The sequence below is a fragment of the Psychrobacter sp. JCM 18903 genome (genome assembly GCF_000586475.1).
In the GTDB taxonomy this organism is placed as follows: domain Bacteria; phylum Pseudomonadota; class Gammaproteobacteria; order Pseudomonadales; family Moraxellaceae; genus Psychrobacter.
Genome location: NZ_BAWJ01000008.1, coordinates 10,084 through 22,834, shown reverse-complemented (window position 1 = coordinate 22,834; position 12,751 = coordinate 10,084). Strand labels below are relative to the sequence as shown.

Here is a 12,751-nt window from a genome sequence, read left to right as displayed (position 1 = left end):
GACGTTTAAGTTATCAGGACGAGTAATATCGTATGAAGATAAGAAACCGTTTGACCATTTACCGTCGTCGTTTCTACATCAAAGTCTTTTAAATCCCATAACGTTTGATTACTACCACCGACCAATAAATTACGGTTGTTGGCAGCACCATTTGATAAGATACCCCAACGAACCCCAATCTCTTTACTAAAGCTATCAGTGGCACTCACAATACGCGCTTCAATCATGACCTGACGGACTGGAATATCAATTTTACCAATCAATTTATGGATATTTTCGATACTGTCAGCCACATCTTTAATAATTAAAGTATTGGTACGTTCATCTACCGTTACCGTTCCACGATTAGACAATAAGGTATTGTTATCAGCAGCATTTGCGTTGCTGCCACCTGATGAGCCACTGCCTTGAGAAATAAGTGTCAAAACATCTGGCGCTTTTGCATAGCTAAGACGAATATATTCTGTGCGTAATGGCGCAAAAGATTCAACCGCTTGCTGTGCTTCAAGCTCACGTGCTTCTTGCTCAGCAAGCTCGGTGGAAGGCGCAACCAAAATGACATTGCCATTTTCACGCTTACCAAGATTCTTACTCTTTAGAATAATATCTAGCGCTTGATCCCATGGGACATTAATCAGGCGTAAGGTGATATTGCCCGCGACTGAATCACTAGCCACAATATTCATTTCTGTGAACTGCGCTAGGATATCTAAGACACTGCGAATCTCAACGTCTTGAAACTCCATAGATAGCGCTTCACCGCTATAGACTTTTTCTTCAAGTGTTGGCTCACGTAGTAGCTCAGGTTTTCTGATATTAATATTCAGCTGATTGCCTGATTGATAAGCCTGATACTCATAATCTTCTTTGACATTAATAGTAATTACACCATTTTGACCTTGGTTTTTAGTATCAATACTATCAACCAGACCACTATTAATATTCAAACGGCGCAATAAATTTCTTGGCACGGTGCTACCCGTTAAGCGTACCACTAACTTGTTGCCTTGACGTTGTACATCAACGGGAATGGCTTCATTGGTAAGTGCGATGCTAACGTTGCCACCACCATCATTTCCTGCGGCAAAATTGACGGCACTCAAACCCTCATAGCTATATTGCTTACTCACTTGCGATGCAGCAAGTTGTGGGCTTAATAATGGGTTAACTCTGACCACCATGGTATCAGCAGGCACTTGATTTTTAACCACCGTTTTACTGGCTATATTGACTGCCGGTGCACTACTGGTTTCTACAATCGGTGTAACGACTGCTGTCGTCGTGATCGCATTATTGTCATTGAGTACGTCTTGGATAGGATCATTGGTCATTACTGGACGATTAGGATCGGTAATGGTTAATAGTAAATCGTTACCCTCAATCGATGTCGTATAGTTACCTGCCTGTTTTAGCTCAACAATCAGGCGCGTAGTACTGTCACTATTCAACGTCGTGACCTTATCAATCATACCAATATTGTATTCATTAAAGCGACTAGCAAGTCCATTCTGCACTTTTTCAAAATCTAGTACCAAACGGCTAGGGTCATCAAGCTGATAGGCGGCAGGTAACACTGGTAAACCGTCAAATCCCAAACGCATTTGCGTTACTGCTGGTGCAGTTTGTACCACAGAAACTTCGTTAATGCGCTGTGCGGCATGGGCACTATTACTCACTGCTACCATGCTGATTGCCAATGCTGAAATGGCAAAAGCAGAAGATACGCGGTTGCTCATCATCGTTACCTTGTTATTGCGTACTGTCATTATTTATTCCTCAAAAAATCTGCCGACTTAGCTTATGGGTGAAACCAACGACTGGGGTTTTTCAACAAACCCAGCGCGGCTGTCTGGCACAATTTCAATCAAGTTAATCTGGGTCGGCGTGATTTCAACAATACGGCCGTCATTTAGTCCAAGATAATCACCTACTTTAACACTCGCGACTGAACCATCAGGGCGTTGTACCAACGCATATCGCTGACCTTCAGGTGAAATTACGACACCACGAAAAATAAGTTGCGATAGCTCATATTGCTCAAGAGGTTCTTTCACTCTGGTAATGTCAGGACGCACACCATCGATGGAAGTGGTAGGACCTTGGACATTGACTAAACTCGGTGGTAAGAATGGACTGCGCTGGGCGCTGGCACTATAAACAAAGTCTTCTACTAGCTCAGCTTTGGGCGGTGGTTCAATAGGTTGAGCTGGCTGATTACGGATATCGGTCATTGATTGCTCTGCCATACCAATGCGATCCGCACACCCTGTTATGGACAATACAGCCATGCTTAAAACCAATAGCGTAGGCAGTTTTTGAATATTCATTAGTTGCCTCCTGCATTATCAGTGGTTGCAGCGTCAGTGACAGCAACCGTTTCATCACCCTCAGGGTCAGCTTCTTTTGAACGATAGGTTTTGGTTTGCAATACCAAATTAAGCTCCGGCAAAACATCCAATGTCGGCTGCGGATTGCTGACCTCAAAATCATGCATAGTAATGATTCGTGGTAAGGCGGCAAGACCACTAATAAAGCTACCAAACTGATGATATTCGCCCAAAGCAGCAATGCGGATAGGTTGCTCAATAAAAAATTCGTTTTCAATCTCAGGCTCTACTGAAATGTCTTGAAAACGTATATTGCTGCCGACACCCGTCATGTTAATGCCCTCTACCAGCTCTGATACACGAGTATCTTTTGGTAGCTGATCGAGTAAGGTATTGAACTCAGCTTCCATTTGGACAACTTGCTCTTGGTAAGCTTTTAAATGACGCGCGCGTGATTCTTTTTCACGATAGCTATCAAGTAACGTTTGTTGCTGGCTCTCAGCAGCATTGATCTCATCGATCTTACTACTAATCGGTAAAGCCCATGCCAACGCTGCGATGAGCGTAATAATAAGCCCTATTACCGTTACCTTTACAGGTAATGGCCAGCTGCCGTAGTTTTCAGAGTCTAACGACTCAAAACTGCGGCGAAATTCCTGTAAATCAAACTGTTGCTTTGGTTTTAATGCTGTTTTTTTGGTTTTAATCAGGCTTTTTTTACGGTTAAGCTTCATAACTCACCTCCAGGTACAGTGGTACCGTCAGCACCTTCTACAGGAACGGCTGTTTCCGACTGTACTTTGGTCGTGATCACAAACTGTACATAACTGTCTTCAGGATAAATAGGACGCGGCTGTTCACCAGCGGTGACCGTATTATTAAGCACTGGTGCAGATTCATAAGCACTGATATTTTGTTGGATATTACTAACGGCTGAATCACCCATCCATTTACTATCATCAAGATTACGAATCAAACTTGATACAATATTAGGATTATCAGCTCGACCTGTCAGCGTCAAAACATCGCCTTCACGCTTGAGATTATTCAAATAGAGTGCCGGCGGATGGCTTTAGCAAGATCATCCCATAAACGAACAGGCACAGGACGTCGACCCTGCAAGTCTTGAATGACTTGCATACGTGAAATGATATCGTCACGGCGCTGCTCCAGACTATCAATTTCAGTCAAAGCCGTATCTAAACGCGCATTTTCTTTTTCAATCAATGCGTTCGCATCAAGTTGTTCATCAAGCTCGTTGTTAAAGTAGCTCCATGAAGCAAATGCAGCCAATAAAGTGAGTAAAGTCACTGCCACTACTAACGTGAGAAATTCTTTATTGCGACGCTCGCGCTCTTCTTGGCGCCAAGGTAATAGGTTAATACGAGCCATTAGTCGAAGCTCCTTAACGCAAGACCGCATGCAGCCATTAAACTTGGTGCATCAATGGCCAGTTGCTCATTATCGATATTTGGTGCAATAGTCATATTGATAAAAGGGTTGGCAATACTAACAGTCACCCCAAGTTTTTGCTGTGCCATGCCAGCAAGACCAGCAATAGAGCTACTACCACCAGCAAGAACCACATGATCGATACTACTGTATTGGCTTGAAGAGAAGTAAAATTGCAATGAGCGAGTAATTTGTTGAATGGTATTCTCAATGAAAGGCGTCAATACATCAAGGTAGTAGTCATCTGGTAAGGTACGCTCACGCTTACTGATAGCCGCTTCTTCAGCAGATAGTCCATAACGATTTTGTATCGCTTCTGTCAACTGAACACCACCAAATAGTTGTTCACGGCTATAGATAAACTCACCGTTCTTAGCGATATATAAAGTCGTTTGATTATGACCAATATCTATCAAAGCCACTAATTCAGGGGCATTTGGCAAGTTATCTACCATGAGTCCGAAAGCACGCTCTATCGCATGGGATTCGATATCCATAACCTTCGTTTGAAGACCACCAAAGGTTAAGGCATCAACTCTTTGGTCAACATTCTCCGAGCGTGATGCGGCAAGTAAGACTTGCACCATATCATCACTTACTAAAGAAGGTCCTAAAACTTCAAAGTCTAAGTTGACGTCTTCTAATGGATAAGGTATGTATTGATCAGCATCTAAACGTATCTGCGCTTCGCGCTCAACATCGCTTAGCGCAGCATCCATATCAATAATTTTAGTAATCACTGCTGACCTGATACGGCAGTTGCAGCACTACTACCAGAGACGTGACAGCGCTTAGCTAAGCCAGCAATAATATGACCGACCGCTTCGGTGTCTACAAGAAGTTTATCGACAACTATACCTTCTGGCAGTCTTTCGATGCCATAAGATTTTAGATGAAACATACCTTGTTGGCGCTCTATGTCTACCAACTTTACTGAAGTGGCACAGATATCAACACCAATCAAATGTCGACTTTTTGAAGTAAATAGCCTCACAAACTCTATACCTTATATTAAGTGTACAATCTGATAGTTATTTGTAATAATTCAGTACAATACTTTACTTAACAGATAGATTCAAGCATTTAAATAAGTTATTAAGGTCAACTTACACATTTATTATGACCTGCTGATTTTGTTCAAGGTATAATACATTATCTGTTGCAAATTTTAATTGATAAGTCTTCTTATGACCAAAAAAAATGCTACCGCCCGTCTCATTCACTTTTTGGTGGGGCTTGTTATTGCCTGCTTGGCATTGGCAGTTATCTTAGCACTTGCTGTGCCCATTGGTTTTTATGGGATGGCGATGTATTTATCGCCTACCCTGCCTAGCATTCAAGAGATTAAAACAGCAAATTTAGAGATGCCATTACAGATATATAGTAGTGATGACAAACTCATTGGCCAATATGGTAACCGTTTATCTTTACCCGTTACTTTTGAAGATATTCCTGAAAATTTGACTCATGCTTTTTTAGCAGCAGAAGATGCGTCCTTTTTTCAGCACAGCGGTATTAGTATTAAGGGTCTTGGTCGCGCGGTGACAGAAGTAGTAACTGATGACGACAGCCAAACGGGTGGCTCTACCATTACTATGCAGGTTGCCAAAAACTACTTCTTAAGTCCAGAGCGTACCTTAAATCGCAAATTGGTCGAGCTATTTTTAGCACGTAAAATAGAAGATGAGCTCAGTAAAAATGATATCTTGACGCTTTATGTCAACAAAATCTATCTAGGCGAAGGCGCTTATGGTATCCGCGCGGCGGCCAAAAAATACTATAGTAAATCCCTAGAAAACCTCACTATTGCTGAAACAGCAATGTTGCAGGCCTGCCAAAAGCCCCTTCTAAATACAATCCTGTTGCCAATCCCAGTCGCGCGCTGACTCGCCGCAACTGGATCATTGGACGCATGCACGAATTAGGCTATATCAGCAAAGCACAACGCGACGAAGCGATCAGCTCACCAGTAGCATTAACCTCTATAAAGAGAAGCTCGACGTCAATATGCCGTATTTGGCAGAAATGACACGCTCTACCTTAGTTGATCGCTATGGTGAGCAAGTGATGCATAGTGGATGGCGGGTACGTCTTACCGTTGATAGCAAAGCACAGACAGATGCGGAAGCGGCGGTACTGACCGGTTTGGTGGCTTACGAACATCGTCATGGTTGGCGCGGGGCTGAAGCAAATGATGAACCGCTAGAAAATTTCCGCCGCTATAGCAATATGACTCCTGCCAAAGTCACCAAAGTGAATGCTCGCAGTTTTGAGGCGACAATGCCTTCTGGTGAGAATGTGACCGTTGGTTGGTCTGGGATGAGCTGGGCACGCAAGTATATTTCTGCCAATCGTATCGGTTACTTTCCTGACAACGCCCGCCAAATTGTCAATAAAAACGATATCATTCGTTTGATACCGACCGCGAATGGTAATTGGCAGTTGGGACAAATTCCTAAACTACAAGGAAGTCTGGTCTCCTTGAATCCAGAAACTGGCGCTGTTAATGCATTGGTCGGTGGCTTTGACTTTAATCACAGTAAATTCAATCGTGCTCTACAAGGCTGGCGTCAACCAGGCTCAACCATTAAACCGCTTGTCTATACTGCTGCTCTAGAAAAAGGCTATCGCCCAGATAGCATTGTTTCGGATCGACCGATTCAAGTGGGTGACTGGAAACCGAAAAATTCTGATCAACGTTTTTTAGGCGAAATCACTTTACGCCGTGGACTGTATTTATCTCGTAACTTAGTCTCTATTCGTCTCTTACAAGCCATTGGTATCTCTGATACGCGCGACCTATTAGATGAATTCGGACTTGATAAAGAAAAGCTACCGACGACTTTGTCGTTAGCGTTAGGTGCAGGACAAGCAACACCGTTACAAATGGCAACAGCCTATGCCACGTTTGCGAATGGTGGTCACCGTGTACAGCCGTATTTTATCGAACAAATTTATAATTATAATAATAACCTCCTCTTTCAGGCAAACCCACGCCAAGCGTGTGCCACCTGCTTCAATGAAAAACTTGAAGACCTCAATAGAAATCTCATCGAAGATTATAAGAAGTCAATTGAAAATGAAGACAGTGCTATCGATGATGAAGTGACGGTTAAAGAACAAAATTTAGAGAACAGTGATAATAGTGAACAAAACGGTAAAGCGCTAAATCTAAAGGTTTATGATGCTAGTCCACAGGCCGATCGCTTAAAAGCGCCAGCGGTTCAATATGCAGTGGCTAAGCAAGCACCTCGAATCTTACAACCCAGAGTCGCTTTTGAGATGGCAGATATCTTACGTGATGTCGTACAGCGTGGTACGGCAGTACGAGCCAAGGCTTTAGGTCGTGATGATATTGGTGGCAAGACCGGTACCACCAATGAAGCAAAAGATGCTTGGTTTGCAGGTTTTCATCCTACCAATGCAACTGTCGTATGGATGGGTTTTGATCAACCATCAACCATGGGTCGTCGCGAATATGGTGGTGTGGCAGCCCTACCTGTTTGGATGGATTTTATGAAAGCCCAACTTAAAGACACGCCTCATCAGTGGGTGTCTATCAATAACCGCGCCAAATCGAAAAAGCAAAAACAAAGAATTATAGAAATGACTGATGATGGTATTCTGGCCGATGATGAAGATACGGATAGCAGCGAATCAGAAAAACCAGTTAAGACGCAGACTCAACAGCGTAAATCACCACCAGCTGAGCCTGTTGAAGTACAAACTAGCTCTCAAGCAGCCAAACCTAGTAACAGTCGTAGTAATGATAGTGTGCCGCAAAACCCTTTATCGGTAACACCCGTTGAGCTCATGCCACCGATACCAGAGTAGACAACCATTAATAATATAAACTTATGACTTAAAAAAAGGCTTATTTGGCACTCGCTAAATAAGCCTTTTTTATACTCAATACTTTGCTCAATACCACTCTATTAAAGGACAGTCATCAGTCAACTAGGACACGTCTTCATTTCAAAAATGGTAATAAAAATGAGATAAATTTTTAATAACTATTTTTAGAACTCAACCATACCAGCACGTAGCTGCTCAATCAGCTCTAAAAACTGCTGACGCCATTCTCGTATTGTCGTCTCATCTGGCAGCCATTGATTCGACAAGGTCACAACGTTAACAATAAGATCAGGCGAGGCAGTATTGCTTGGTGTTTGATCTACGATAGTATCTGGTGGCACGGCGTACAAACAACGCTGATACGCACGCTCTATATTGGCCAAAAAACCCTGCTGCTGTAACTGCTGTAATCGCTGAATCTCAGGTGATACTTGGGTACGCTCGCTCAATGCTTGCTCAATATCTGACAATGTTGGTGCGCTCATGTTTAAACTATAAAAATAACCTAGCTCTTGGGTAAATGCGAGAAAGGCACCGTATAGATGAAAAATAGCAGTTTCACAATGGGCTTGGTATAGCTGCTTATCATCGGTACTTCCCGCTGCTTGGCAGGATAGACGACAGAAATACAGTTTTTGATTGGTTCGATCTGCTTGATATTTGGCAACGCGGGTTTTACCTACCATTTGCGACTTATCCTTATATGAAGTGTAAATTAGGGCATATTTTCCAGTGTACTATTTTTTTAGATAACAGTACCATGCATTTCTCACTTTATTGCACACACAAAAAAGCCAGCAACTTAGGCTGGCTTTTTATCAAATTAACAATAAATCAAGGGCTCTTAAGACTATTAATTATCCTGATTAAGCTCTTGGGCAAAGGCTTCATCAAAGCTTGCAAAGTCTTTACTATCCGTGCTCGCTGACATATCAAATGCTGCATTGTCAAACCCTGCTTTAAGATCTTTATCTAGCAGTTTTTGCTCCGCTTTCTCTTTGCGTGCTTTATGATAAGCAAGACCAGTACCAGCAGGAATCAAGCGACCAACAACGACGTTCTCTTTCAGACCACGTAGTTCATCCACTTTACCAGTCACGGCAGCCGCAGTTAGTACACGGGTCGTCTCCTGGAATGATGCTGCTGAGATAAAGCTTTCTGTTGCCAGACTTGCTTTGGTGATACCTAGTAATTGACGCTCGAACTGTACTGGGAATTTATCTTCCGCTTCCAGCTTAGCATTCAATGCTTTGATATCAGAGTACTCTGCTTGATCGCCTTTAAAGTGGTTTGAATCGCCGCCATCGGTAATTTCAACTTTGCGCAACATCTGACGAATAATCACTTCGATGTGCTTATCGTTGATTTTTACACCCTGCAAGCGATAAACGTCCTGTACTTCGTTAACGATGTAATCAGCAAGTGCAGTCTGACCTTTCAAACGTAAGATATCATGCGGGTTCTGTGGACCATCAGCGATCACTTCACCACGTGCTACCGTTTCGTTTTCAAAGACGTTGATTTGACGCCATTTCGGGATTAGCTCTTCATGAATCTCACCATCTTCATTGGTGATGATGAAGCGGTTTTTACCTTTGGTCTCTTTACCAAAGCTAACCACACCTGTCATTTCTGCCATGATGGCGTGATCTTTCGGACGACGTGCTTCGAACAAGTCAGCAACACGTGGTAGACCACCGGTAATATCTTTAGTACCTGAAGAGGCTTGTGGTACACGACCCAAAATCGAACCGGCTGCTACTTTTTCACCATCGCTGACGCGAATGATGGTTTCAGCTGGTAAGAAGTAAACCACTTCTTTACCTTCATCAGTGTTCAAGATAATCGCAGGACGTAAGTCTTTTGCTGAACTTGAACGGTCACGAGTAGCAAGAATCTCAAATGAGCTCATACCCGTCGCATCATCAACTTTTACGGTAGCAGTTAAGCCATCAGTAATCTCACTGAAGCGTGCAGTACCAGCAAATTCTGTGATAATAGGATGCGTGTGCGGATCCCATTTAGCGATGGTTTGACCAGCATCAACCTGATCTTCGTGTTTCACAAGCACGCTAGAACCATAAGGCACTTTATAGCGCTCACGCTCACGACCAAGCTCATCGGTCAAGGCGATTTCAGCTGAACGCGATACGATGACTAAGTGACCATCGGTATGTTGAACCGTTTTCATGTTTTCGAAATGCGCTTGACCAGCACTACGAACTGAGATGCTGTTATCCACTGATGCTGAGCTTGCTGCCCCGCCCACGTGAAAGTACGCATCGTTAACTGAGTACCTGGTTCACCGATAGACTGTGCCGCCATAACACCGACTGACTCGCCAATGTTCACTTTATGACCACGAGCCAAATCACGACCGTAACACTGTGAACAAACACCATGCTCAACATTACAAGTAATAACTGAGCGTACCCAGATATCATCAATCGCATTGTTATCAAGCACGTTTACCCAATGCTCATCGATCAAAGTACCTGCTGGAATCAATACCTTATCAGCATCATCGTTATAAGTCACATCACGAGCCGTCACACGACCTAGTACTAGCTCACCTAACTTCTCAATGATTTCACCACCTTGAATATGTGGTTTCATGAGCAAGCCTTGCTCAGTACCACAGTCATCACTGGTAATAACCAAATCTTGTGCCACATCAACCAAACGACGCGTCAAGTAACCTGAGTTAGCCGTTTTCAGTGCCGTATCCGCAAGACCTTTACGTGCACCATGCGTTGAAATAAAGTACTGAAGTACGGTCAAGCCTTCGCGGAAGTTTGCTTTAATTGGCGTTTCGATGATTGAACCATCTGGCTTAGCCATCAAACCACGCATACCAGCCAACTGACGAATCTGAGCCGCACTACCACGAGCACCAGAATCTGACATGATAAAGATAGAGTTGAATGACTTCTGCTCTTCTTCTTCACCTTTAGCATTCATGATTTTATCTGTCGCCAAATTGTCCATCATCGCTTTAGCGACTTTGTCATTGGTACGTGACCAGATATCAACCACTTTGTTATAGCGCTCACCAGCGGTCACAAAACCTTGCTCGAATTGATCTTCGATTTCGCGAACTTCACCTTCTGCCACTTCGATGATTTGCTTTTTCAGTGGTGGAATGACCATGTCATCAATACCGATAGACACACCAGACAATGTCGCTTGGGCAAAACCAAGATACATCAATTGGTCAGCAAACATGACACTTTCTTTAACGCCAACTTTACGGTAGCAAGAGTTAATCAAACGAGAAATATTTTTCTTCGTCATCTCTTGGTTACATTCATCAAAAGACATACCTTTAGGCATGATGTTCCAGATCAATAAACGACCTGCAACCGTTTCTTTTAAGCTGATCTCTTTAGTCTCATTGCCATCTTCATCAATATGCGTCTCGGTAACACGCACTTTGATCTTAGCGTTTACATGCAAATCGTTTGAACCAATCGCACGCAACGCTTCATTAACGGTGGCAAAAATCATGCCCTCGCCTTTGGCATTGATAGACGAGCGACTGATGTAATATAGACCCAGTACAACATCCTGTGACGGTACGATGATTGGATCACCGTTCGCAGGCGACAAGATGTTATTGGTAGACATCATTAAGGCACGTGATTCAAGCTGTGCTTCTAGGGTCAATGGCACGTGAACGGCCATTTGGTCACCATCAAAATCGGCGTTAAACGCGGTACAAACGAGCGGATGCAATTGGATTGCTTTACCTTCGATTAGTACTGGCTCAAATGCTTGCAAGCCCAAACGGTGAAGCGTTGGTGCACGGTTAAGAAGCACTGGATGCTCACGGATAACCATGGCCAGCATATCCCACACTTGCGGCTCTTCACGCTCTACCATCTTTTTGGCAGCTTTGATCGTGGTGGCTAAACCATGAGACAATAATTTGTTATAAGTAAATGGCTTGAATAATTCAAGTGCCATTTTCTTAGGTAGACCACACTGATGTAGACGTAGTGTTGGACCAACAACGATCACCGAACGACCAGAGTAATCAACTCGTTTACCAAGTAAGTTTTGACGGAAACGACCTTGCTTACCTTTGATCATATCTGCCAAAGACTTCAATGGACGCTTATTACTACCAGTGATTGCACGACCGCGACGACCGTTATCAAGCAAGGCATCCACTGATTCTTGCAACATACGCTTTTCGTTACGTACGATGATATCAGGTGCGCTCAGCTCAAGCAGACGCTTTAGACGGTTATTACGGTTAATGACGCGGCGATACAAATCGTTTAGATCTGACGTCGCAAAACGACCACCTTCGAGTGGTACTAGCGGACGCAAATCTGGTGGTAGTACTGGCAAGATGTTCATCACCATCCACTCAGGCTTGTTATTAGAATCACGGAAGGCTTCTAATAATTTAAGACGCTTAGACATCTTTTTAAGCTTGGTTTCAGAACCAGTTTGCGGAATCGCTTCGCGCAAATCATCGATTTCAAGATCTAAATCGATATCTTTCAATAGGTCTTGAACCGCTTCAGCACCCATTTTGGCAGTGAACTCATCGCCAAATTCTTCAAGGGCTTTATAATAGTCTTCATCATCGAGCAGTTGATACTTCTCTAGAGAAGTCAAACCTGGCTCAGTAACAATATAGCTTTCAAAATACAGAACGCGCTCGATATCACGTAGCGTCATGTCTAGCAATAGGCCGATGCGGCTTGGTAATGACTTTAAGAACCAAATGTGCGCCACTGGCTGGCTAAGTCAATATGACCCATACGATCACGACGGACTTTCGCAGTCGTCACTTCTACGCCACATTTTTCACAGATAACGCCTTGGAACTTACGGCGCTTATATTTACCACATAAACATTCAAAGTCTTTTACTGGACCAAAGATTTTGGCACAAAATAGACCATCACGTTCAGGCTTAAACGTACGATAGTTAATCGTTTCAGGCTTTTTCACTTCGCCATGCGACCATGACTTAATGACGTCAGGTGAGGCTAAAGTAATTTGAATGCTATCAAACTCTTGATTACCGTTGCCGGTAGGGCTTTGCATGATATCGAGTAAATCTTTCAAGTTGCTTCTCCGTTATCTTTATAATCATCTGAT

The 12,751-nt window shown here is 43.2% G+C and carries 6 protein-coding genes and 3 pseudogenes; 1 reads left to right on the top strand and 8 read right to left on the bottom strand.

The window, feature by feature from the left end:
• Positions 1-5 precede the first annotated feature (5 nt).
• The 6 genes and pseudogenes from TT12_RS07035 to pilM form a co-directional block, all read right to left on the bottom strand.
• A complete protein-coding gene (locus tag TT12_RS07035; RefSeq protein WP_243443464.1) occupies positions 6-1,766 on the bottom strand; it encodes an AMIN domain-containing protein in 1,761 nt (586 codons plus the stop codon).
• 27 nt (positions 1,767-1,793) lie between these two features.
• Positions 1,794-2,327 (bottom strand): pilus assembly protein PilP, encoded by a 534-nt coding sequence (locus TT12_RS07030; protein WP_045453409.1) that lies wholly within the window; start codon positions 2,325-2,327, stop codon positions 1,794-1,796.
• Positions 2,327-3,061 (bottom strand): type IV pilus inner membrane component PilO, encoded by a 735-nt coding sequence (locus tag TT12_RS07025; RefSeq protein ID WP_045453405.1) that lies wholly within the window; start codon positions 3,059-3,061, stop codon positions 2,327-2,329. The genes TT12_RS07030 and TT12_RS07025 overlap by 1 nt, the downstream gene beginning before the upstream one ends.
• On the bottom strand, positions 3,058-3,378 hold the full coding sequence (locus TT12_RS16935) for a PilN domain-containing protein (protein ID WP_243443463.1): 321 nt from the start codon (positions 3,376-3,378) through the stop codon (positions 3,058-3,060). Before TT12_RS16935 ends, TT12_RS07025 begins: the two co-directional genes overlap by 4 nt.
• Entirely contained in the window at positions 3,375-3,719 is a 345-nt protein-coding gene (locus tag TT12_RS16930) for a PilN domain-containing protein (protein WP_243443462.1), read from the bottom strand. The genes TT12_RS16935 and TT12_RS16930 overlap by 4 nt, the downstream gene beginning before the upstream one ends.
• A pseudogene (gene pilM / locus TT12_RS07015) lies at positions 3,719-4,773 on the bottom strand (type IV pilus assembly protein PilM). Before pilM ends, TT12_RS16930 begins: the two are co-directional and overlap by 1 nt.
• Positions 4,774-4,966: 193 nt before the next feature.
• Here pilM and TT12_RS07010 point away from each other — a divergent pair.
• Positions 4,967-7,613: pseudogene (locus TT12_RS07010) on the top strand (penicillin-binding protein 1A).
• A 185-nt stretch (positions 7,614-7,798) separates the two neighbouring features.
• Here TT12_RS07010 and TT12_RS07005 read toward each other — a convergent pair.
• Together TT12_RS07005 and rpoC are read right to left on the bottom strand one after the other, a co-directional pair.
• The gene (locus TT12_RS07005) at positions 7,799-8,320 is read right to left on the bottom strand and encodes a DUF6586 family protein (RefSeq protein WP_045453401.1); all 522 of its coding nucleotides are present in this window, start codon (positions 8,318-8,320) and stop codon (positions 7,799-7,801) included.
• Between the two features lie 167 nt (positions 8,321-8,487).
• Positions 8,488-12,718, bottom strand: a pseudogene (gene rpoC / locus TT12_RS07000) (DNA-directed RNA polymerase subunit beta').
• Positions 12,719-12,751: the final 33 nt, after the last annotated feature.

Excerpts from the sequence above, each read along its gene's own strand:
- TT12_RS07035 (WP_243443464.1), bottom strand. The coding sequence starts at position 1,766 with ATGACAGTACGCAATAACAAGGTAACGATGATGAGCAACCGCGTATCT.
- TT12_RS07030 (WP_045453409.1), bottom strand. The coding sequence starts at position 2,327 with ATGAATATTCAAAAACTGCCTACGCTATTGGTTTTAAGCATGGCTGTA.
- TT12_RS07025 (WP_045453405.1), bottom strand. The coding sequence starts at position 3,061 with ATGAAGCTTAACCGTAAAAAAAGCCTGATTAAAACCAAAAAAACAGCA.
- TT12_RS16930 (WP_243443462.1), bottom strand. The coding sequence starts at position 3,719 with ATGGCTCGTATTAACCTATTACCTTGGCGCCAAGAAGAGCGCGAGCGT.
- TT12_RS07005 (WP_045453401.1), bottom strand. The coding sequence starts at position 8,320 with ATGGTAGGTAAAACCCGCGTTGCCAAATATCAAGCAGATCGAACCAAT.